The organism is Pseudoclavibacter sp. VKM Ac-2867, assembly GCF_015351275.1.
In the GTDB taxonomy this organism is placed as follows: Bacteria; Actinomycetota; Actinomycetes; order Actinomycetales; family Microbacteriaceae; genus Pseudoclavibacter.
In genome coordinates, this window is the sequence record NZ_JADKSL010000016.1 from 1 (window position 1) to 22,360 (window position 22,360).

A 22,360-nucleotide genomic window follows, 5' to 3' on the forward strand; every position below is an offset into this window, starting at 1 on the left:
GCTTTCACCCCGTATCGAGCGCTGATACGGGGTGAAAGCGACCCATCTGCGGCGGATGCGGTTGTAGGGGCGTTGCACAGCGCGGGGGTGTTGCGCAGCTCGGGTGGGCGCTGCGCCGCGGGGTCGGGGCGGCGAGGTCAGCTCGCGCAGGTGGTGTCCTCCGCCGTCCGGCCCACGATGTCGTCGGAGAGGGTCAGCGGCTCGCCGGGCGCGGCAGCCGCGTCGTCCGGTTGCGTCGCGTCGTCGGGCTGTTCCTGGCCTTCCTGCTGGCCGTCGCCGTCGGGTGCATCCCCGGCGGGTGCATCCGCTGCCTGATCATTTTGGAACGACAGGGGCTGGTCGGCGCGGAGGGTCGCGAAGATGGCGTCGGTCTCCGCCGTGATCGGCTCGACTCGGTTCGGGTCCGCCCAATAGGGCGCGACGGGCAGCTGCAGCATGACGATGCGGTCGAGGTCGACGTTCGCGAGCGTCTGCGCGAGCGCGACGAGGCTGCTCGGCTGAGCGAGCGCCTCGTCGACGGTCATGGCCTTCGATGCGGAGTCGGCGAGCCCGTAGAGGGCCCCGGGGTTCGTGAGCGTGCCGGCGCTCGTGACCTTCCGAGCGAGGGAGGCGAGGAACGCCTGCTGGGCCTGGATGCGCCCCAGGTCGCTCCCGTCGGCGAAGCCGTGCCTCGTGCGAAGGAACGCGAGGGCCGCCTCGCCCTGCAGGCTGTGGGTGCCAGCAGTCATGTAGAGCCCCGAGTAGTCGTCGGCGATGTCGTTCTCGACACACACGTCGACGCCCCCGATGGCCTCCGTGATGCCGATGACGCCGTCGAAGCCGACGACGATGAAGTGGTCGATGTCCAGGCCGGTGAAGTCGCGGATCGTGTCGAGCGAGCAGAACGGCCCGTTCTCGAGCGCCCCGTTGATCTGCGCGGCCTCCTGCGCGGGCACGACATCGCCGTCCGGGGTCGTGCATTCCGGGGTCGGCAGCATCGTGTCCCGGGGGATGCTGATGAGGGTGGCGTCCTCGCGATCGGCCGATACGTGCAGCAGCATCATGACGTCGGATCGAGCCCCGCCGGCCTCCCCGTAGTCGGCGCTCGACTGCCCGTCCCTGGAGTCGGAGCCCATGATGAGGATGTTAACGGGGCCATCCCATCCGGAGATCTCGGTGCCGGTTCCGTCCGCGCGGCCCACGGCGTTGTCGGCGAGATTGCCGACGACCTGGAAGTAGGTCGCCGAGATGAAGCCGATGCCGGCGACCATGGTCACGCAGACAGCCGCTGCGGCGGCGACCATGAGGCGGCGGCGCACGAACTTCGAGCTCGTGCGCCTGCGCCGCGAGACGTGGCGGCCGCTGCCGGCGATCGGGCGGCGAGGCCCGGCCGCCGCTGCCAGCCGAGGGGATCGGGTACTCGGTTGCGGCTCGTCGTCGCCCCCGCCATTGAGCAGGGTCTCGATCACGGGATGCGGATCTGTGGGCCTCTTCATGGTCCCTCTCGCTCGAGGTCGATGCCCGTCGTCGGTCAAGGGAGGGGCGATATCTGACAGCTGCTAATGTCTCGCGAGGCGCGTCGCAATGCAAACCGAACGCTGCCGCGCAAGCCCCGGCCGTTCTGTCGATTCACGCACTATTTCCGGGCCGTTTCGGCCCATTGACGGTTCTCCGGGGATGGGCCATCATCACCAAATGACAACATCGGAAACCGCAGCGGCGGCGAAGCTCAACGAGGAGCTGCATGGTGGGGGACTGAGCGCGAAGGGTCTCTCCGCCGGCAAGGTCGGGGTGCTCGGGGCGGCCGTCATCGGCGTCTCCTGCATCGCGCCCGCCTACGCCGTCACGTCCGGCCTCGGCCCCACCATCGCGCAGGTCGGTGTCTACACGCCCGCCATCATGCTGGTCGGGTTCATCCCGATGCTGCTCGTCGTGTTCGGCTACCGGGAGCTCAACACGGCGATGCCGGACTCCGGCACCTCGTTCACGTGGGCGACCCGCGCGTTCGGCCCGTGGATCGGGTGGATGGGCGGATGGGGGCTCATCGCCGCGACCGTCCTCGTGCTCTCCAACCTCGCGGCCGTCGCCGTCGACTTCTTCTTCATCATGCTGGCGCAGATCTTCCAGAGCCCGGAGCTCGCGGACCTGACGCGCGTGCTGTGGATCAACATCCCGATGACCGTCATCTTCACGGCCCTCGCCGCGTGGATCTCCTACCGCGGCGTCGAGTCGACGAAGAAGGTGCAGTACGTCCTCGTCGTCGTGCAGCTCATCGCCATCGTCTGGTTCATCATCGCGGCGTTCGTGCACGTCGGGAACGGCACCGCGTTCGACGCGACCCCCATCGAGCTGTCGTGGTTCAACCCGTTCGAGGTGGGCTCGCTCGCCGCGATCTCTGCCGGCGTCTCGCTGTCGATCTTCCTGTTCTGGGGTTGGGACACGGTCATTACGATGAACGAGGAGGCGAAGGATCCGGAGAAGACCCCGGGTCGTGCCTCCATGCTCACGATCTTCGTCATGGTCGCGATCTACGTGCTGATGACGCTCGCGGTCCTCGCCTACGCGGGCATCGGCGAGGAGGGCCTCGGCGCCGGCAACCCGGACAATCAGGAGAGCATCCTCGCCTCCCTCGCGGAGCCGATCATGGGCCCGTTCGCGCTGCTCATGACGGTCGCCGTCATGTTCAGCTCAGCGGCCTCGCTGCAGTCGACGATGGTGTCGCCCTCTCGCACGCTCCTCGCCATGGGCCATTACGGGGCACTGCCCAAGTCGTATGCCAGCGTGAGTCCCCGCTTCAAGTCACCATCGGTGGCGACCATCGCCTCGGCGGCGGCCGCGATTGTCTTCTACATCGTGCTGCGGCTGCTCTCCGAGAACGCCCTCTGGGACACCATCGCGGCGCTCGGCCTCATGGTGTGCTTCTACTACGGCGTCACGGGGCTCGCGTGCGTCTGGTACTTCCGCCGCTCGCTGTTCTCCTCGACGAGGAACCTGTTCTTCCGGTTCCTGTTCCCGCTCCTCGGCGGGCTCGCGCTGCTCTACTTCTTCTTCGAGACCGCCAGGGCGTCGTTGTCGCCGTCGTTCGGCTCGGGCTCCGCGGTCTTCGCGACGAGGTACGACGCCGACGGCATCGCGCAGGACGGCATCGGTCTCGTGTTCGTGCTCGGGGTCGGTGTGCTCCTGCTCGGCGTCGTGCTCATGGTCGTGCAGTACTTCCGCAGCCCGGGGTTCTTCCGCGGCGAGACGATCAAGACGGGTGCGGATGGCGACGCGGAGCCCGCCCCGGCGCTGCAGTAAGGCGGCTCGGCGCGGGCTCGGCCGCGCCGCTGTAGGCTGGCACGGTGAAGATCGCGCGCTTCGAATACCAGGGTCAGCTCACTTTCGGCATCCTCGACGAGGAGGAGAAGGTCTACGTCAAGCTGGCGGGTGACCCCCTCTACCTCGGCTACGAGACGCTCGACGAACGCATCCCGATCGACCAGGTGCAGCTGCAGTCGCCCGTGCTGCCGCGCTCGAAGGTGATCGGCTTCGGACGCAACTACGCGGAGCACGCGAACGAGCTCGGCAACGAGGCCGCCGAGGTTCCCATGATGTTCCTCAAACCGAACACCTCGGTCATCGGCCCCCGCCACCCCATCGTGCTGCCGCCCCAGTCGGAGCGCGTCGACCACGAGGCGGAGCTCGCCGTCGTCATCGGCCAGGTCGCCCGCAACGTGCCGGCCGCCGACGCGGCTCAGGTCATCTTCGGCTACACGATCGCGAATGACGTCACGGCCCGTGACCTGCAGAAGAGCGACGGCCAGTGGGCTCGCGCGAAGGGCTTCGACTCGTTCTGCCCGCTCGGCCCGATCATCGAGACCGACTTCGACCCCTCGAAGGGGCGCATCACCGCCGAGGTCAACGGCGAGCTGCGTCAGGAGGGCGACCTCTCGCAGATGATCACGTCGGTCGCGAAACTCGTCGAGTACGCGTCGAGCGTGTTCACGCTGCTGCCGGGCGACATCATCCTCACGGGCACGCCCGCGGGGGTCGGTCCGCTCGCGAAGGGCGACACGGTCACCTGCACGATCGAGGGCATCGGCTCGCTCTCCAACCCCGTCACCGCGCGCTAGCCGCTCGGACGAGCAGAACCAACGCTGCCAGTCAGATACGCCCCCTCGGAAGTCGAGAGGGCGCAGCTGACTGGCAGCGTTCTGCGTGGGGGTGAGTCCCCGTCGCTAGCTCTTCGCGACCTCGGTCGCCGTGGCGAGCTGCTCGACGAGCATCGGGAGGAAGAACGGGATGGAGAGCGCGGTCGGCGAGATGGCCGCGCCGTTCTCCTCGCCCACGAGCGCTGCGACGGCGCCCTTGGAGACGGCCGGGATGAGCTTCGTGCGGTCCGAGGTCAGGAACGTCTGCAGCTGCTCCTCGGTCTCGGTCTGCGTGAAGACGACGTCCGCGTCGATCTTGTCGAGGTTCTCGCTGGAGACGGTCGTCGAGAACGTCGACTCCCCGGTTGCGAGTTCCGCGACGGATGGTGCGCTCGTGAAGCCGAGGTCGGTGAGCAGCTCGACGCGCGGGTCGTTCTCGAGGAGGAGGTAGAAGGTGTCCACGTCCTCGGACGCGTAGGCGATCGTCGTGCCTTCGAACTCGGGATGCTCGGCGGCCTGGTCGGCGACCTGCTGGTCGAGGTCGGCGAGGATCTCGTTGGCGTCCGCCTCGAGGCCGAGGGCCTTGCCGGTGTCGGTGATGACGTCACGCCACGGCGTCGACCAGATCGCTTCCTCGGGGGCGACGACGGGCACGCCGGCCGCGGTGACGGCGTCGTACTCCTCCTGCGTGAGCCCGGAGTAGGACGCGATGAACACGTCGGGGTCGGTCGCGAGCAGCGCCTCCACGGAGAGCTCGTAGGTGGCGTTGTCGAGGATGACGGGAGCTTCGCCGCCGAGCTCCTCGATCTTGTCGGAGACCCACGGCGCGATGCGGTCCTCGCCTCCGCCGTAGTCCATCGATGCCATGGCGACGGGGACGATGTCGAGCGCGAGGACCGCGTCGGTGACGCCCCAGCCCCACGTCGCGACGCGCGTCGGCGCCTCTTCGATCGTGGTGGTGCCGTACATGTGCTCGAAGGTGACGGGGAAGCTCGCGGCGTCGCCCGGTGCGGCGGCCGCGTCGCTCGTGTCGGTGGTGGCGGGGGCGCAGGCGCTGAGCGCGAGCGCCGTGACCGCCACCGCGGCGGCGGCGATCGGTCGGAGGGTGCGGTTCATGGGGTGGTTCCTTTCTTGCGGATGCGTGAAGTGCTGGGGTGAGGAGGGGCTACTCGGGCTCGCTGCCCGTGTGAGCGCCTCCCGGGACGGGGACGATGAGGGGTGTTCGGGTGAGGGGGTCCGGCATGACAAGCGCGTCGAGGGCGAAGGCGTCGGCGACGACCTCCTTCGTGAGCACCTCGGTGGGGGAGCCGTTGGCGACGATGCGACCGTCGCGCATGACGATGAGCTCGTCGGCGTAGCGAGCCGCGAGGTTCAGCTCGTGCAGGACGACGACGATGGTGGTCCCTTCGCGCCGGTTGAGGCTCACGAGCAGGTCGAGGACCTCGAGCTGGTGGCTGAGGTCGAGGAACGTCGTGGGCTCGTCGAGGAGGAGCACCTTGGGGTTCTGCGCCAGGGACATGGCGATCCAGACGCGCTGCCGCTGCCCGCCGGACAGGTCGCCGACCGGTCGATCGGCGAGCTCCGCGACGCCGGTGCGCCGCATGGCGTCGTCGACGTGCTTCGTGTCGGTGCTTCCCCAGCGGTCGAAGAGTCCGCGGTGCGGGTGCCGGCCTCGCGAGACGAGCTCGGCGACCGTGAGCCCGTCGGGGGCGGTCGGATGCTGGGGGAGCATCCCGACAGTCTGCGCGAACCGGCGCCTGGGGATGCTGGCGGCGTCGACGTCGTCGAGCTGGACGCTGCCGGCGAGGGGCGAGGTGAGGCGCGCGAGCACGCCGAGGAGGGTGGACTTGCCGCAGGCGTTGGCGCCGATGATCATCGTGATGCGGCCCGGGGTGATGTCGAGGTCGAGTCCTTCGATGACGGTGCGGCCGGGGTAGCCAGCCGAGAGGCCGCGCGCGGAGAGGCGCGGCCCCGCTGGCGTTGCGGCGGTGGGGTCGACCGGGGCTGCGGGTGCTTGGTGGTCGCCGGTCACAGCTGGCGTCCTTTCGTCGAGGCGAGGAGCCAGAGCAGGAACACGGCGCCGACGGCCCCCGTGACGACTCCGACGGGCAGTGAGGTGTCCGGGATCGCGAACTGCGCGACGAGGTCGGCGCCCGTGAGGAGGGCGGCGCCCGTGATGGCGCTTGTCCCGACTCCGATGGAGCCGTGGCCGAGCAGGGACCTGGCGATGGCCGGTGCGCAGAGCGCGATGAACGAGATGGGACCCGCGAAGGCGCACGTGACAGCGGTGAGGAGTACGGCGGAGATGACGGCGATCATCCGCACCCGGCTGGTGGTGACGCCGAGCCCGGCTGCCGTGGCTGCGCCGAGCTGGGTGATCGGCAGCCAGCGCGCGGAGATGAGCACGGCGGGGAGGAGAGCGACGGCGACGACGGCGACGACGAGGAGGTGCCACCACGCGGTGGAGGCGAGTGAGCCCGTGACCCAGAGCAGCGCGGCCTGAGCGAGCTCGACCTGGCTGCGGACCATGAGGTAGTTCATGATGGCGACGGTGAGAAACGAGATGCCGATGCCGGCGAGGATGAGCCGGAAGCCGGCCTCGCCTCGCCTGCCTGCTGCGAGGAGCAGGATGGCGGCGACCGCGAGCCCTCCGGCGAAGGCGGCGACCGCGAGGATCGGCCCGGTGACGCCGAAGATGAGGAGCAGGAACACGGCTGCGACGCTGCTGCCGCCGCTGATGCCGAGGAGGTCGGGGCTCGCGAGTGGGTTTCTGAGCACGCCCTGCAGGAGGGCACCTGCGACGCCGAGGCAGGCGCCGACCAGGACGCCCATGAGCACGCGCGGGAGCCGCACCTGGAAGAGCACGTAGGACTCGAGGCGGTCGCCGCCCCCGAGCAGGGTGCGCGCGAGCTGCTCGAGGGTGAGCGGGTAGTCGCCGGTCGTGACGCCGAGGAGGACGACGGCGATCAGGGCCACGGTGACGCCGCCGACGACAAGCCCGCGCCGCCGTCTGACGCGGGCTCGCACCGCCTCGAGCGGCGACTCGGAGCCGCGGAGGGGCGCTGCCGTGTTCTTGGGGAGGACATCGCGGGCGGTCACAGGGCCACCTGCTTGCGGCGGAGGACCAGCGCGATGAGCACCGGGGCACCGACGAAGGCGACCACGACACCGGCCTGGACCTCCCCGGGCGGCGCGATGACGCGGCCGACGATGTCGGCGATGAGCAGCACCGCGCCGCCGAGGGGCGCGCCGATGAGGAGGAGCCGCCGGTAGTCGTCACCGACTATCGCGCGCAGGGCGTGCGGCACGAGGAGCCCGATGAAGACGATGGGCCCGGCGATCGAGGTGGCCCCGCCGCAGAGCAGCACGGTCGCGAGGATGCCGAGTGCGCGCGTGCGCGGAACGTTCTGGCCGAGGCCCGCTGCCGTGTCGGCGCCGAGGGCGATGAGGTCGAGGCCGCGCGCGCTCGCGATGGCGATGATGCCGCCGATGAGCAGGGGGATCGCGACGACGGCGACCGTGTCGAGGCCGCGCGAGGTGAGGCCTCCGACCTGCCAGTAGCGGAAGACGTCGAGCGCCACGATGGAGGTGGTGAGGATGAGGGTCGTCACGGCGGTGAGGCCGGCGGTGACGGCGGCGCCCGTGAGCGCGAGCTTCGCCGGATTGTCGCCGTCGGGGCCGCGCGTGCCGATGACGGCGACGACGACTGCGGCGATGGCAGCGCCAGCGAAGGCGAACCACACGAACCCGGTGGGTGCGGAGATGCTGAAGAACGTGATGGCCACGAGCACGGCGACGGAGGCTCCCGCGTTGATGCCGAGGAGCCCCGGGTCGGCGAGGGGGTTGCGCGTGATCCCCTGAATGAGGGTGCCAGCGACGGCGAGCGCCGCACCGGCCAGGACGCCGATGAGGGTGCGGGGGATGCGCTGGTCCCTGATCACGGTGTGGTCGGCCAGGTCCGGGTTCGGCGCGAGCAGGGCATCCACGACCACGGATGGCGCGACGGTGCGGGCCCCCACGAGAAGGCTCACGATCACGGCGACCAGGAGCAGGGCGACCGCCCCGACGGCGACGAGGCGGACGCGGCGCGCGCGTGCGCCCGCGATCATTCCTGGTGCTCGGACTGGCCGAGTCGCCAGTACCCCATGAAGGCGACGCGCTTGCGGTCGACGCCGTTGGTGGTCACCAGGTGGCGGCGGAGGGTCTTGATGGTGGCAGCCTCGCCGGCCATCCATGCGTAGAACTCGCCTTCGCCGTCCTCTGGGCTGTCCCAGAGGAGGTCGACGTCGACGTCGATGTCGGCGATCTGCTGCGGGCGGGGTGCCGCGGCCTGCGCGAGCGCCTCGGGGGAGTCAAGGCACCATTGCTGCAGGGCTTGCGTCAGCCGCACGCCGTGGGCGGCGCCGTCGCGGGGCAGCCAGGTGATGCGGAAGCTGGCGGGCACGTCGATGGGGATGATGTCGGCGCTCGTGGGCACCTCGAGCAGCGCATCCACCTCGCACCGGTCGCTGAGGGATTCGAGGATCGAGCCGATCGCGGGAACCGCTGTCTCGTCGCCCGCGAGCAGGAGGCGCTTGGCGGTGCCGGGATGCCAGTCCGCGCCGAGGTGCGACTGCTCGCTGCGCTGGTCGGGGCCGACGATGACGAGGTCGTCGCCCGGCTCCGCATTCTCGGCCCAGGCGCCCGCCGGACCCGCGCCGTGGTGCACGACGAAGTCGACGTCGATCTCGCGAGCTTCCGGGTCGACGCGGCGCACCGTGTAGGTGCGCAGGGGGCTGCGGCGTTCCGTGGGGGTCGTCCGCCAGCGCTCGTACCAGAGGCCGGCATCGAGCACCTCCTCGTCGCGCTGCCCGAAGTCGCTGGTCGTGCCGTCTGCCATGGGCAGGATGAGCTTGATGCGCTGGTCGAGTCCGGTCGTGCCGAAGTACTCGAAGTCGTCGCACGTGAAGGTCACTCGGGTGAATGCGGGAGCAAGGCGCCGCACTGCTCTGACCTCGGCGCAGTACGGCCGGTAGGCGGGGCGGGTCTGAACAGCAGTGGAAGCACTCACCGAGCAAAGATAAGCCTTGCCTTACCCCTGCGTCCAGTTCTGGGGACGATCTCCGGCTCCCACTTGCGCGCTGCTTTCGGGTTTCATACGATGTGTGCAGTTAGTGCAACCGCGTTGCAGCATATGCAACACATTCCCAACGAAGTGGATGGAACCCCCGATGAAGCGACGTCCTTCGAAACTGGCGCCCCTCGCGCTGCTCGCCGCCGCGGCGACGGTGCTCTCCCTCTCCGGCTGCGCGAACCGCGCGGGCGGAACCGCAGGTGGCGAGGAGTTTCCCTCGCAAGCCATCACGTTCTACACGCCGACGCAGGCCGGAGGCGCGACCGACCTCACCGCCCGCACCCTTGCGACGCAGCTCGAGTCCGAGCTGGGCCAGTCGATCGTCGTCGACAACCGGCCCGGCGGTGCTGGCTCCGTCGGCATGCAGCACGTCGCCGGCCTTGCGGCTGACGGCTATTCGATCATGGTCTTCCCCGTCGAGGTGAGCATGCTCGGCCACCAGGGGTACGACATCGACCCGTCCAGCTACGACTTCCTCGGCATCGTCAACGAGCAGCCGGGCACGATCGCGGTCCCCGCGAACAGTCCTTACCAGACGCTCGAGGAGCTCGTCGCCGCCGCAGAGGCGAGCCCCGGCAGCGTCACGATCTCCAACGCTGGCCCAGGCTCGATCTGGGAGGCGGGGGCGACCGAGCTCGGCAACGTCGCCGGTGTCGAGTTCCAGGGCGTGCCCTTCGACGGCGGCGCCCCCGCGGTCACGGCGGCTGTCGGCGGCCAGGTCGACGCCGTCGTCGCTGGCATCGGCGAGACCGCTCCCGCTGACGAGGATGGGCGACTCCGTGTGCTCGCCGTCTTCACCGAGGACCGCGCCCCCGCGCTGCCGGACGTGCCGACGGCCGGCGAGCAGGGCTACGACGTCGTCATCGGCAGCTGGGCCGCCGTCGGCGCGCCGACCGGGCTCGACCCCGCGGTCAAGGAGTCGCTGCAGGCGGCGCTCGAGACCGCAGCAGGCAGCTCCGAGTACGTCGAGCTCATCGAGTCGGGCGGCAACATCCCCGTGTTCATCCCCGGCGACGAGGCTGCCGACTTCGTGAAGGCCGAGAACGAGCGCTTCGCAGAGCTGTTCGGCGAGTAGAGGCGTGACCGTCATGGACAGATCAGTCGAGGCGAACCCTCTCGACGTGGCGCTCGGCGTCGACGAGGAGACCTCCGAGTCTCGGCCCGTCAGCAGGCGGCGGGACATGCTCATCGCGGCGGGCGTGATCGCCGTCGGTGGAGCATCCATCACCCTGGCGTTCGCGGTCGTCCCGGCGACGGGCGGCGACCCGTTCGGCCCGCGCTGGTGGCCAACCGTGCTCGGCGGGGCCATCGTGCTCCTCGGGGCGCTGCTCGTCGGGGTCGCCATCCGCAAGCCGGATGCGCCGAGCGAGGACGCCCCCACGAAGCGTGGCATCTCGCGGATGCTCCTCATGCTCGCGGCCATCGCCGCCTACGGTGTCGCCTGGTACTTCCTCCACTTCGTGATCGTCACGCTGCTGCTCGCCGCCGGACTCACGTTCGTGCTCGGCGGTCGCGGCTGGCGCGACCTCGTGCTGTTCCCGGTCATCGTGACGGTTGTGCTCTACGGAGTCTTCGGGCTCCTCCTGGGGGTGCCGCTGTGAACGGCATCACGGAAGGGCTCGGCGCGCTCCTCGACCCCACGATCGCGCTGTGCCTCATCATCGGGGTGCTCCTTGGCACGCTCGTGGGCGCCATCCCCGGCATCACGGCCACGATGGCCGTCGCGCTCGCGGCCGGCTTCACCCTCACCCTCGAGCCCCTCCAGGGTCTCGCGGTGCTGCTCTCCATCTACATCGCCGCGCAGTTCGGCGACCGGGTGCCGTCGATCCTCATCAACACGCCGGGCACACCCGCCTCGATCGCGACGACCTTCGACGGGTACCCCCTCGCGAAGCAGGGCAAGGCCGGCATCGCGCTGACGAGCTCCGCGCTCGTCTCTGCCGTCGGCTCCTTCGCCGGGATCCTCATCCTGCTGTTCCTCGCGCAGCCCATCTCGGGCTTCGCGCTGAGCTTCGGGCCGATCGAGATGTTCGCGCTCGTCGTGTTCGGGCTCACCATGATGATCGGCGTCTCCGGCGACCGCGTCATGAAGGGCCTCGCGGCCGGGGCTTTCGGCCTGTGGCTCGGGACGATCGGAAACGACCCCATCTCGGGCGACCAGCGCTTCACGTTCGGGATCCCGGAGCTCTCGAGCGGCGTGCCGTTCATCGCCGCCATCATCGGCCTCTTCGGCATCGCCGAGGTCTTCAACCAGGTCATCTCCGCCAAGAGGGGGCCCGAGCCGCAGCCGATCACGCAGCTCGGCAAATGGTGGCCGAACAAGGCGGAGCGCAAGCTGCTGCGCAAGCCGACGGCCATCGGCACGGGAATCGGCGCCGTCGTCGGCGTCATCCCCGCGGCTGGCGGCGACATCGCCGGCGTCATCGCGTGGGACCAGGCGCGTCGCGCCTCCAAGACCCCGGAGAAGTTCGGGAAGGGCGCGCTCGAGGGAGTCGCGGCCGCCGACAGCTCGAGCACCGCGACGATGGGCGGATCCGTCACGACGACCCTGTCGCTCGGCGTGCCAGGCGACTCGGTCATGGCCGTCATGCTCGGCTCCATGATCGTGTGGGGGCTCCAGCCGGGGCCGAGCCTGTTCGCGAACCGGCCCGATCTCGTCTTCAGCCTCTCCGCGATCATGCTCATCGCCACCGTGCTCGCCCTCGCCCTCGCGCTCGTGCGCATGCGCGGCGTCGTCAAGCTGCTCGCCATGCCGAAGCGCTACCTCTCGGTTGTCATCGTCACCTTCTGCATGGTCGGCACCTTCGCCGTCTCCAACTCGGTGTTCGACGTCGTGCTCATGTTCGCCTTCGGGCTCCTCGGCCTCGCGATGCGACGCTTCGGCTTCCCGCCGGGGCCCCTCGTGCTCGGCCTCATCCTCGGGCCGCTCGCGGAGGGCAACCTCCGGCGAGCGCTCCTCATCGACGGCTACGGAGCGGTCTTCACGAGCCCCATCGCGCTGACCCTCATCATCCTGAGCGTCCTCGCCGTTCTCGCCCCGCGCATCCGCGCCCTGCTGAAAGGACGGTCGACGCGTGAGCGCACCGAAGAGCCCATTCTCAAGTAGCGCCGTGCCCGCCAACGCCCCGCGCGCCGGTCGCGTGCTGTGCCTGGGCGAGACCATGGCCATGGTCACCCCGACCCACGTCGCCCCGCTCAGGGAAGCCGTGAGCTTCGCCGTCAAGGCCGGGGGCGCGGAGTCGACGGTCGCCATGTACCTCGCCGACTCCGGTGTCCCCTCCAGCTGGGTGAGCTGGCTCGGCGACGACCCACTCGGGTGGCGTCTCCTCGACGAGGTGCGCGCGAGCGGCGTCGACGTCGCAGGCGTCCAGCTCGTGCCGGAGGCGCCGACCGGCGTCTACTTCAAGGACCCCGGCGACGGGGAGACCACCGTCTACTACTACCGAGCCGGTTCGGCCGCGTCGAGAATGGATGCGACCGTGCTCTCCCAGCTCGACTGGGAGGGCGTCGCAGCGCTCCACGTGACGGGGATCACCGCCGGCCTCTCGGCAAGCTGCTCGGCGATGCTCGAAGCCGTCATGCTCGAGGCGCGCCGGCGCGCCATCATCGTGTCGTTCGACGTGAACTACCGGCCCGGGCTCTGGAGCATCGAAGCCGCGGGGCCGCGGCTCGCCACGCTCGCAGCGCTCGCGGACCTCGTTTTCGTGGGCCGTGACGAGGCCGAGACGCTGTGGGGCGAAGGGCACCCGACGACGCTCCACTCGCGGCTTGGGCTGCACGGCAGCCTCGTCGTGAAGGACGGCAGCGTCGGTGCAACCGAGGTCGCCGTCGTCGACGGCGGCGTGTCCTCGGCGTTCGTGCCAGCGCATCCCGTCGACGTCGTCGAAGCCGTCGGGGCGGGCGATGCCTTCACCGCCGGCTACCTCGGTGCGATGCTTGGCGGCGAGCCCGTCGATGCGTGCTTGAACCGAGGGCACGGGCTCGCCGCCCGAACCCTCGGCAGCACACACGACTTCGTCCCGGCCTGATCGGAGTTCCACCATGTCCCAGAGCATCCACCGCGCAGCAGAGATCCTCGAGTACGTGAGCCTCGCGCCGCGCACCCAGTCGGAGATCGCCGCCAAGCTCGGCGTGCACCGATCGACGGCACTGCGGATGCTGCAGACGCTCACCGAGACCGGGCTCACCCGCCGCCACGCGGACAGCAGGTATGGGGTCGGCTACCGGCTGAGCGGTCTCGCCCGGGCAGCCAGCGACCAGTTCGACCTGCGTAACATCGCCCGCCCCGTGCTGCAGGAGCTCGGCAGGGACTGCACACACACCGTGCACCTCGCCGTCCTCGAGGGCGACCGCATCGTCTACGCCGACAAGATCGAGCAGCCGGGGATGGTCCGGCTGTACTCCCAGATCGGGCAGCCGGTGCTCCTGCACACGGCGGGCGTCAGCAAGGCCATCCTCGCCCAGCAGGACGCGGAGAAGACCGACCGGATGCTCGAGGGCTACGAGTACACGCCGTACACCGACAACACGATCGTCTCGCGCGCCGCCCTCGACGCCGAGCTCGAACGCACCCGCGAACGCGGCTGGGCCGTCGACGATGCCGAGTACGAGAACTTCATCAACTGCATCGCCATGCCCATCCGCGATTCCAGCGACACGGTCGTCGCGGCCGTGTCCATCACCGCACTCAAGGCGAGTGCCGACCTCGACGCGCTCGCCGAATGGCAGCCGCGACTCGACGACGTCGTCCTCGCCATCTCCCACGACCTCGGCTGGAGACCACATGACTGACACGTTCGACACCATGTTCGCCGGATCGCCCGTCATGGCGATCCTGCGCGGCTACACCCCGGAGCGCAGCGTCGAGCTCGCGAACCTCGCATGGTCGCTCGGCATCTCGAGCGTCGAGGTGCCCATCCAGAACGACGCGGCGCTCGACGCCCTCCGCGCCGTCGTCCGCGCCGCCGAGCCCGGCGGACACGCGGTCGGCGCAGGCACCGTCGTCTCGCTCGCCCACGTCGACCAGGCCAAGCAGGCTGGAGCCACGTTCACCGTCGCACCCGGCCTCGACCCTGCCGTCATCGAGGCGGCCCTGGCCGCGGGCCTCGCCCCGCTGCCCGGTGTGGCGAGCGGGACCGACATCCAGCTCGCGAAGGCGCTCGGCCTGACCTGGGTCAAGGCGTTCCCCGCCAGCGTGCTCGGCGCCGACTGGTTCTCGGCCATGCGAGGGCCGTTCCCAGAGATGCGTCTCGTCGCGACGGGCGGCATCAACGCGGCCAATGCGGGGGAGTACCTCGCAGCAGGAGCCCACGTCGTCGCCGTCGGCAGTGCGCTCGAGGACGAAGCGCAGCTGCCCCTCCTCTCCGCGCTCCGCGCATCCGCTCCCGCGCGCTGACGCTGCCGCGCATCCACAACCTCCTCTGACAGAAAGGGCTCCTCCCATGACTGCCCAGCTCACTCCCCGCTACAGCCCAGCAGCCGACCGCTACGAGCGGATGCAGTATCGCCGTGTCGGTCGCAGCGGGCTGAAGCTGCCCGCGATCTCGTTCGGCACCTGGCACGGCTTCGGCGACGACACCCCCCTCTCGAAGCAGCGGGAGCTGCTGCGGCACGCGTTCGACCTCGGCATCATGCACTTCGACATCGCGAACGGCTACGGCCCGCCCTTCGGCTCGACCGAGGCGAACGTCGGCCGGATCCTGCGCGAGGACTTCGCGGGCCTGCGCGACGAGCTCGTGCTGTCGACGAAGGCCGGATACCCGGTGTTCCCCGGCCCGAACGGCTCGGGCGGCGGCCGCAAGCACCTGCTCGGGAGCCTTGAGAACAGCCTTCGCCTGCTCGGCACCGACTACGTCGACATCTTCTACAGCCACCGCTTCGACCCCGAGACGCCCCTCCAGGAGACGGCGGCCGCGCTCGATGCGATCGTGCGCAGCGGGAAGGCCCGCTACGTCGGTGTCTCCTCCTACTCCGCGGAGCGCACCGAGGAGGTCGCCGGCCTGCTGCGCGAGCTCGGCACGCCGCTGCTCATCTCGCAGCCGTCGTACTCCCTCCTGAACCGCTGGATCGAGGACGGCGAGCCGTCGGTGCTCGAAGCCAACGCGACGGCCGGAGCTGGCGTCATCGCGTTCTCCGGCCTCGCCCAGGGGCTGCTGACGAACAAGTACCTCGGGGGAGTGCCGGAGGGGTCGCGGGCGACGCAGGGCAAGACGCTGCGCGACGGGATGCTCAGCGACGAGAACCTCGAGCGGGTGCGCGCCCTCAACGCCATCGCGGAGCGTCGCGGGCAGACGCTCGCGCAGCTCGCGATCGCCTGGGTGCTGCGCGACGAGCGGATCACGTCTGCCCTCATCGGGGCGTCCCGCACCTCGCAGCTCGACGACCTCGTCAGGTGCCTCGACGCGGCGCCATTCTCCGACGCCGAGCTCGCAGAGATCGACACGTACGCCGTCGACGGCGGCATCAACATCTGGACGGCGTCGTCGGATGCCTGACGCGCCGGTGCAGGAGCCGGTTCAGGTGCAGGAACGGGTGCAGGTGCGGGCCCAGGCGGACGACGCCGCGGCCGTCGCCGCTGCGGATCTCGCGCGCATCCGCGCCGAAGAGGCCGAGCTCGTCTTCGCCAGGTTCTCGCGCGAGGATGCGTGGCGGCTCGGCTCCCGGATGCGCGAGGCGGCGGCGGCTCGTTCGCTGCCCGTGGTCATCGGCATCGTCGTCGGACAGCAGCGGGTCTTCCACGCCGCACTCGACGGCGCTGTGCCGGACAACGACGCGTGGCTCGAGCGGAAGACACGGGCGGTGCTGCACTTCGAGCAGTCATCGCTCGGCGTCGGCGCGCTGTTCCGTTCGCTGGGGCGCGTCTACGAGCAGGAGTCGCGACTCGACCCCGACGAGGTCGCCGCGAACGGCGGCGTGTTCCCCGTGCGCATCGACGGGGTCGGCGTCGTCGGCGCGGTCGGCATCTCGGGGCTGCCGCAGGTCGAGGACCATGCGTTTGTCGTCGAGCAGCTGCGGGAGTTCCTGGCCGAGGCGTAGCTCACGCTCACCTGCCGCACCCACCGCGCCGCGCTCATTTGCCGCATCCGTCACTCGCATCCGCCGATCGCTGCCCGTGGATGTGCCCCTTTCCGACCCGGTTAGGGGGCACATCGGCGGGCAGTGATTGCGGCTCGGGGCTCACGGCCCGGGCTCGGAACAGGGCCATGGCTCGGAGTCGGCGTGGCGTCGCGGGGCGGGGCGGGGCGGGGCGCAAGCGTGTGACGTGGACGACGCCGCCACGCCGGGTGCTTGAGGCCACGGCGGCGCGGTCGATATCCTGGTCGGCTGCGACGCCGCAGCTTCATCGCACCAAAAGGAAGCACCTCGATGTCGCCCGACACCACCGTCCCCGACTCCACGGTCCCCACCTCGACTGGCCCCGACTCCACGGTCCCCACCTCGACTGGCCCCGCCGCCGCTGGCCCCGAAGCAGCGGCGGCCCAGGAATCCGGCCTCCCCGAATCCGCCCTCCCGGATTCTGCCGAGCCAGACCCCGCCGTTCCGGCTGGCTTCAGCGCGGAGCCCCTGAGCATCCCTTCTTCGCTCGACGATGCCGCGGCGGCGGCGTTCCACGAGATGACGGACCTGCGCAACGCCGTCACGAGGGACACGTACCGCAACGACGACTTCGTGCTGCCCGCGGAGGTGCTGCTGCCCGGGTACGAGCCGAGCGGGTACGAGCGTCGGGACGGGCGCCTCATCCGCGAGCACGGTCGACTCGTGGGGCGTGTGCTCTTCGACTTACCGCTCACCGAGGACGTCGAGATGGCGAAGATGATGCTCGAGATCCACCCGGATGCGCGCGGCCGCGGCCTCGGGGCGGCCGCGTACGAGGTCGGGGAGCTGGCGGTGCGAGATGCGGGTCGCTCGGAGATCCGCACGTGGGTGGTGCACCGGGAGGTGGCTGGGCCGCGCATCCCGTCGCCGAGCGGTGTCGGAGACATCCCGGCGCTGGACCCGGCCGCGCAGATGCTCCTGCGGCGCGGGTTCGAGCTCGGTCAGGTCGAGCGTATGAGCGTGCTCGAGCTGGGCGCCGAGCACGACGTCGCGCTGCTCGCGCTGCGCGACGGCGCCAGGGAGGCCGCGGGCGCCGACTATCGCTGCGTGTCGTGGTCGTACCCGACGCCGGACGAGTTCATCGACGGCTACGCGGTGCTGAAGGCGCGCATGAGCACGGATGCCCCGCAGGGTGACCTCGCCGAAGACGAGCAGGAGTGGGACGCGAGGCGTGTCCGCGAGGAGCTCGAGGCGACGGCGATCGCCCGCGGCGACAGCGTGCTCGTCGGGGCCGTCCAGCACGTTCCGACCGGCGAGCTGGTGGCCTTCAGCGAGCTGCAGCGGATGGATGACGGCACGAGGCGCGCCGACCAGGAGGACACGCTCGTGCTGCGCGAGCACCGCGGCAACCGGCTCGGGATGCTCGTGAAGGCGGAGAACCTGCTCGCCTGGAGGGAGCTGCACTCCGATGTCGAGCGGGTCTACACGTACAACGCCGAGGAGAACCGTCCGATGCTGAACGTCAACGAGGCGCTCGGCTTCCGGCCCTTCGTCAGCGAGGGGGCCTGGCGGAAGGTGCTCGTCTGAGCTGCGCTGTGCCCACCCGGTGACCCGCCCCGCCCCGGTAGGCTGGGGGTCTCATGACTGCATCCTCTTCTTCGCTTGTGACCACCGCTACGGGCAGCGATGTCCGTGTCCGCTTCTGCCCCTCGCCGACGGGGACCCCGCACGTCGGGCTCATCCGCACCGCCCTCTTCAACTGGGCCTACGCGAAGCACACCGGGGGCACGTTCGTGTTCCGCATCGAGGACACGGATGCGGAGCGCGACTCCGAGGAGAGCTACCAGCAGATCATCGACGGCCTCGGCTGGCTCGGGCTCGGCTGGGACGAGGGCGTGAACGTCGGCGGACCGCACGAGCCGTACCGTCAGTCGCAGCGCACCGACATCTACCTCGACGTCATCCAGAAGCTCCGCGACGCCGGCCACCTGTACGAGTCGTTCGCGACGGGTGAAGAGATCGAGGCCCGCAACGTCGCCGCCGGTCGTGACCCGAAGATGGGGTACGACAACTACGAGCGCGACCTGTCGGCCGACGAGGTCGCTCGCCTCAAGGCTGAGGGCCGCGAGCCGGCGCTGCGCCTTCGAGTGCCGGACACCGACCTCTCCTTCGACGACCTCGTGCGCGGCGAGATCACCTTCAAGGCCGGGTCGTTCCCCGACTTCGTGCTCGTGCGCCCCAACGGCAAGCCGCTCTACACGCTCGTGAACCCCGTCGACGACGCGCTCATGGGCATCACGCACGTGCTCCGCGGTGAGGACCTGCTCTCCTCGACGCCCCGCCAGATCGCGCTCTACCACGCGCTCATCGACGTGGGCGTCGCCGAGTTCATCCCGCGCTTCGGGCACCTGCCGTACGTCATGGGCGAGGGCAACAAGAAGCTCTCCAAGCGCGACCCCGAGTCGAACCTCTTCCACCACCGCGACCGCGGGTTCCTGCCGGAGGGGCTCCTCAACTACCTTTCCCTGCTGGGCTGGTCGATCGCCGCGGACCGCGACGTGTTCACGATGGACGAGATGGTCGTCGCGTTCGACGTCGAGGACGTCAACCCGAACCCCGCGCGCTTCGACCTCACCAAGGCTGAAGCCATCAACGGCGAGCACATGCGCCTCCTCGGCGCGGACGACTTCGCGCACCGCCTCGTCGCTCCGCTGCAGCTCGCCGGCGTGCTCCCACTCGAGCCGACCGATGCGCAGCTCGCGCTCCTCGGGCGTGCGGCGCCGCACGTTCAGGAGCGCATGCAGCTCCTCGGCGAGGCTCCCGAGATGCTCGGCTTCCTCTTCGTGGATGCCGCTGACCTCGTGGTCGAGGACACGGCCGTCGGCTCGCTCAAGGGCGACGTGACGGGTGTGCTCGACGCCTCCATCGCGGCCCTCGACGCGCTCGAGGCGCCGGAGGCGTGGACGACCGAGAACATCGAGGCCGCCCTCCGTGGGGCGCTCATCGAGGGGCTGGGTCTCAAGCCGCGCGTCGCGTTCGGCCCGATCCGCGTGGCCGTCTCCGGCCGCAAGGTCTCCCCGCCGCTCTTCGAGTCGCTGGAGCTGCTGGGCCGCGAGCAGTCGCTCGCCCGCATGCGCTCGCTCGTCTCGCGCCTCGCCGCGTAGCCGACGCCGCGCCGCTCAGGCTGGGCGCGGCGCTTCGGTTCGGCTCCGCGCTCTGGCTCGGCTCCGCGTCGGGCATCCGCTTCTCGTCTCGGGATGGGTAGCGCGCTTCCGGGTGGGTTCTTTCCCATCTCGACGTGCGTTCCCCATCCCGAGACTCGTTTGTGGGGGAGTGGGCTCGCTCGCGGGGTGGGCGTTCATGCCGTCGACTCGCGCCGCCCTCGCACGTCGCGGCGGGTGAGGCTAACCTAAGAGGATGCCCGCTGTGCTGAGCTGGTGGGCGCGAGACTCCGGGAGGACCGCATGACCGAGGCGTTGGGCACGCACTATGACGTCGTCGTCATCGGGGGTGGCCCTGCCGGGCTGCAGGCCGCGCTGATCCTCGCGCGGCACCGCTACTCGACCCTGGTGCTCGACGGCAATCGGCCCCGCCACTCGGCGACACTTGAAGCCCACGGGTTCCTGACCCGCGACCACACCCCTCCGAACGAGCTGCGCAGGCTCGGCCGCGAGGATGTGGAGGCCTACGAGGATGCTGAGATCCAGTTCGCCCAGGTCACGCGGGTCCGGGCGCTCACGGAAGAGGAGGTCGTCGGCGCGGAGGTGTCACAGGGGTCGGCATTCGAGGGCTCGTTCGGCTTCGTCGCCGGTGGGGTGGCCAGCGCTGGTGGGCAGTCGATGACCGCCGACCCACGTGAGATCGCGTCGCGCCGCCGTGACGGCGTGCGGGTTCCGTACCGCTTCGCGGTCGAGGCGAAGGGCGTGCGCGGCACGCCCGCGCGAGCGGTGTTCGCGCGCTCGGTCGTCTTCGCGACCGGCCTCACCGAAGTGCTGCCCGCCCTGCCCATGCTGCGCGCGTTCTACGGAACGAGCATCCACAGCTGCGTCGAGTGCGACGGATGGACGCAGCGCGACCGCCGAGTCTCGGTCATCGCGGCACCCGGCGTCACCGACCTGTACGAGCGGGCGGTGCAGCTCACGCGCTTCACCGGAGCGCTCACGGTTTTCGCGGCCGAGGGGCAGCTCGCCGAGCTGCAGGAGCTCGACCTGGTCGAACGCGGAGTGGTCGTCGAGACGCGTGACGTCGTCGACGTCGAGGGCGGACCGGGTGGCGTGACGGGGGTTGCACTCGCCGACGGCGACGTCGTGACCGCCGAGGCCGTGTTCGTGAGGCCCGACTACGTCGCGAAGCTCGACTTCGCGAGCGAGCTCGGCATCGAGTTCGACGGCTCCGGCCTCGTGGCGGCGGATGCGCAGGGGCGCACGAGCGTGCCCGGCATCTACGCGACGGGCGAGCTGACCGGCCCGGGTCCACAGATGCTCATCGTCGCCGCGGGCAACGGGGCACAGACCGGCATGGCGGTCGACCGGGACCTGCTGGGCCTCTGAGTCGAGGGCGCGACTGGCGCGACCCGGTCGTTCGACGCGCTGATTTGTCCAGCCTCCGGGAGTGCGCTATGCTCTCTGAGGCGCTTCGGTGCCAGTGGGGTATGGTGTAATTGGCAACACGGAGGTTTCTGGTACCTTTGTTCTTGGTTCGAGTCCAGGTACCCCAGCAAGTGTGAACACCACAAATGTGAACATGACGAAAAGGCCCCGCTGAGCGGGGCCTTTCGTGTATCTCCTTGGGCACGCGCTGTATCTCTTCGGCCATGCGGGAGAGCCCAGCGCCGCCCAGCAGCGCCGCCCGGACGCTACCCCGAGACGCTGCCGGCCGGCACCAATGCCTCGGCGCCCGCATCGGCACTCGCACTCGCTCCCGTATCTGCTCCTGCGCCAGTGCCTGCGTGCGCATCCGCGCCCGCCTCGTCCAGCGGTTCTCCCGCGGGCATCAGGCGCGAGTAGTCGCCGAACGCGTCGATCTTCGCGCCCTGCTCGTGAAGGAGTGCCGTGAGCCGTTCGATCTGCTCGACCTCGAGCGGGCGGCGTCTGGCGCGCTCGCGACGCGCGAGGAGGTCGAGGAACTGCGCCTCGTCGGCGACGACGGCCGTTCGGTCGGCTGATGGCGTGAGCGTCGCGGCATCGGTGTAGACGGTCGCGGTGGCGTTCGAGTAGAAGACGCAGGTGTCGACGGCGATGGACTCGCCGAGGGTCTGCTCGCTGAAGCGCGCGAGGTGCGTCGCGTGTGCGAGCGCCTGGCTGCGCGGTGCTGACGGCCCGAGGTGCGTCAGCACCCGGAGCGAGCCCTCCGGGGCGCCGCCGCCCGGGGCGGTGAAGCCTGCGGTGGCGGAGGCGCCGCTCGTGATCTGCAGGGCGAACGGTGGACGCAGCGCCACATCGTCGACGAGGTTCCCGAAGGCAGGCTGCGCCTCGCTGGGCCGGACCCCGTCGAAGATGATGCCGTCCCAGGTTCTGTGGTCGACGAGGAGGGCGCCCGCGTCGGTGAGCAGCACGTGGTCGAGCTGGATGACGTGGCGGTTGGTGCTCATGCCCTCCTGGACGAGGATGAACGTGCGAGTCGCGAGCACGCCGTTCAGCCCGAGCGTTGCGCTGGCCCGCAGGATCGCCTCCCGGGACACGAGTTCGGTCTCGATGGAACGCCTGGCGCGGTCCTTGAGGAAGTCGACGAGCATCCGCCGGTCTTGGAACGCGGCCTCGTGCTGGAGCGCGAGGTGCTCGAGGCGCGCCTCGGCATCTTCCTGGAGCTCCTGCTTCTGCTGCCGGAGTTCCGCGTGGGCGCGCTCGGCCTCGGCGGTGAGCGCCTTGCGCTCGACCTCGGCGGCGTTCTGCCGCTCGTCGAGCGTCGCCCGCCAGCGCCTGTTCGCGCGCATCCGAACCACGAGCGCGATGATGACTGCAACCGTCGCCCCGAGCACAAAGCTCAGCGCAACCCACCCCTGAATCTCCATCCGCCCAGTACAGCACCGGCCACCGACATCGCCGGGAGTGGCGACCGGCACGTCGGCCCGCGAGGCCGAAACGGGGAGTTCGACGGGGAGTTT

General features: G+C 70.2%; 20 protein-coding genes and 1 tRNA gene. 14 read left to right on the plus strand and 7 right to left on the minus strand.

Annotation, left to right across the window (positions count from 1 at the left end):
• Positions 1-137 precede the first annotated feature (137 nt).
• Positions 138-1,475, minus strand: coding sequence for an LCP family protein (locus ITJ67_RS14580; RefSeq protein ID WP_194678113.1), 1,338 nt, complete (start codon positions 1,473-1,475; stop codon positions 138-140).
• Between the two features lie 199 nt (positions 1,476-1,674).
• On the opposite strand from ITJ67_RS14580, the gene ITJ67_RS14585 reads away from it, so the two are divergent.
• Entirely contained in the window at positions 1,675-3,276 is a 1,602-nt protein-coding gene (locus tag ITJ67_RS14585) for an APC family permease (protein WP_160071456.1), read from the plus strand.
• Between the two features lie 44 nt (positions 3,277-3,320).
• Positions 3,321-4,091 (plus strand): fumarylacetoacetate hydrolase family protein, encoded by a 771-nt coding sequence (locus tag ITJ67_RS14590; RefSeq protein ID WP_104240461.1) that lies wholly within the window; start codon positions 3,321-3,323, stop codon positions 4,089-4,091.
• 105 nt (positions 4,092-4,196) lie between these two features.
• Here ITJ67_RS14590 and ITJ67_RS14595 read toward each other — a convergent pair whose 3' ends face one another.
• The 5 genes from ITJ67_RS14595 to ITJ67_RS20300 are packed head-to-tail and all read right to left on the minus strand — an operon-like array spanning position 4,197 to position 9,159.
• Entirely contained in the window at positions 4,197-5,225 is a 1,029-nt protein-coding gene (locus ITJ67_RS14595) for an ABC transporter substrate-binding protein (protein ID WP_160071455.1), read from the minus strand.
• Positions 5,226-5,274: 49 nt separating this feature from the next.
• Positions 5,275-6,141 carry an ABC transporter ATP-binding protein gene (locus tag ITJ67_RS14600; RefSeq protein ID WP_194678114.1) on the minus strand — a complete coding sequence of 289 codons (867 nt, stop codon included), beginning with the start codon at positions 6,139-6,141 and terminating at the stop codon, positions 5,275-5,277.
• Positions 6,138-7,208 carry an iron ABC transporter permease gene (locus ITJ67_RS14605; protein ID WP_323741473.1) on the minus strand — a complete coding sequence of 357 codons (1,071 nt, stop codon included), beginning with the start codon at positions 7,206-7,208 and terminating at the stop codon, positions 6,138-6,140. Before ITJ67_RS14605 ends, ITJ67_RS14600 begins: the two co-directional genes overlap by 4 nt.
• Entirely contained in the window at positions 7,205-8,218 is a 1,014-nt protein-coding gene (locus ITJ67_RS14610; protein WP_194678115.1) for a FecCD family ABC transporter permease, read from the minus strand. Before ITJ67_RS14610 ends, ITJ67_RS14605 begins: the two co-directional genes overlap by 4 nt.
• On the minus strand, positions 8,215-9,159 hold the full coding sequence (locus ITJ67_RS20300; protein WP_194678116.1) for a siderophore-interacting protein: 945 nt from the start codon (positions 9,157-9,159) through the stop codon (positions 8,215-8,217). The genes ITJ67_RS14610 and ITJ67_RS20300 overlap by 4 nt, the downstream gene beginning before the upstream one ends.
• A 160-nt stretch (positions 9,160-9,319) precedes the next feature.
• On the opposite strand from ITJ67_RS20300, the gene ITJ67_RS14620 reads away from it, so the two are divergent.
• From ITJ67_RS14620 to ITJ67_RS14675, 12 genes are all read left to right on the plus strand, one after another.
• Entirely contained in the window at positions 9,320-10,297 is a 978-nt protein-coding gene (locus ITJ67_RS14620; RefSeq protein ID WP_194678117.1) for a tripartite tricarboxylate transporter substrate binding protein, read from the plus strand.
• A gap of 13 nt (positions 10,298-10,310) precedes the next feature.
• On the plus strand, positions 10,311-10,823 hold the full coding sequence (locus ITJ67_RS14625) for a tripartite tricarboxylate transporter TctB family protein (protein WP_194678118.1): 513 nt from the start codon (positions 10,311-10,313) through the stop codon (positions 10,821-10,823).
• Complete coding sequence (locus ITJ67_RS14630; RefSeq protein ID WP_194678119.1) at positions 10,820-12,328, plus strand: tripartite tricarboxylate transporter permease; 1,509 nt, start codon at positions 10,820-10,822, stop codon at positions 12,326-12,328. The genes ITJ67_RS14625 and ITJ67_RS14630 overlap by 4 nt, the downstream gene beginning before the upstream one ends.
• Positions 12,297-13,250 (plus strand): sugar kinase, encoded by a 954-nt coding sequence (locus ITJ67_RS14635; protein WP_323741474.1) that lies wholly within the window; start codon positions 12,297-12,299, stop codon positions 13,248-13,250. Before ITJ67_RS14630 ends, ITJ67_RS14635 begins: the two co-directional genes overlap by 32 nt.
• A gap of 13 nt (positions 13,251-13,263) precedes the next feature.
• The gene (locus ITJ67_RS14640; protein WP_194678120.1) at positions 13,264-14,013 is read left to right on the plus strand and encodes an IclR family transcriptional regulator; all 750 of its coding nucleotides are present in this window, start codon (positions 13,264-13,266) and stop codon (positions 14,011-14,013) included.
• On the plus strand, positions 14,006-14,617 hold the full coding sequence (locus ITJ67_RS14645; protein WP_194678121.1) for a bifunctional 4-hydroxy-2-oxoglutarate aldolase/2-dehydro-3-deoxy-phosphogluconate aldolase: 612 nt from the start codon (positions 14,006-14,008) through the stop codon (positions 14,615-14,617). Before ITJ67_RS14640 ends, ITJ67_RS14645 begins: the two co-directional genes overlap by 8 nt.
• A gap of 46 nt (positions 14,618-14,663) precedes the next feature.
• Positions 14,664-15,716, plus strand: coding sequence for an L-glyceraldehyde 3-phosphate reductase (gene mgrA / locus ITJ67_RS14650; RefSeq protein WP_194678122.1), 1,053 nt, complete (start codon positions 14,664-14,666; stop codon positions 15,714-15,716).
• Positions 15,709-16,257 carry a heme-degrading domain-containing protein gene (locus ITJ67_RS14655; protein WP_194678123.1) on the plus strand — a complete coding sequence of 183 codons (549 nt, stop codon included), beginning with the start codon at positions 15,709-15,711 and terminating at the stop codon, positions 16,255-16,257. The genes mgrA and ITJ67_RS14655 overlap by 8 nt, the downstream gene beginning before the upstream one ends.
• Positions 16,258-16,587: 330 nt before the next feature.
• Positions 16,588-17,844 carry a GNAT family N-acetyltransferase gene (locus tag ITJ67_RS14660; RefSeq protein WP_194678124.1) on the plus strand — a complete coding sequence of 419 codons (1,257 nt, stop codon included), beginning with the start codon at positions 16,588-16,590 and terminating at the stop codon, positions 17,842-17,844.
• A 53-nt stretch (positions 17,845-17,897) separates the two neighbouring features.
• Entirely contained in the window at positions 17,898-19,421 is a 1,524-nt protein-coding gene (gene gltX / locus ITJ67_RS14665) for a glutamate--tRNA ligase (protein ID WP_160071442.1), read from the plus strand.
• Positions 19,422-19,721: 300 nt separating this feature from the next.
• Complete coding sequence (locus tag ITJ67_RS14670) at positions 19,722-20,807, plus strand: NAD(P)/FAD-dependent oxidoreductase (RefSeq protein ID WP_160071441.1); 1,086 nt, start codon at positions 19,722-19,724, stop codon at positions 20,805-20,807.
• Positions 20,808-20,902: 95 nt separating this feature from the next.
• Positions 20,903-20,974 (plus strand) — tRNA-Gln (locus tag ITJ67_RS14675).
• Between the two features lie 138 nt (positions 20,975-21,112).
• Here the strand turns inward: ITJ67_RS14675 and ITJ67_RS14680 are convergent.
• Complete coding sequence (locus ITJ67_RS14680; protein WP_160071440.1) at positions 21,113-22,267, minus strand: hypothetical protein; 1,155 nt, start codon at positions 22,265-22,267, stop codon at positions 21,113-21,115.
• Between the last annotated feature and the right edge of the window lie 93 nt (positions 22,268-22,360).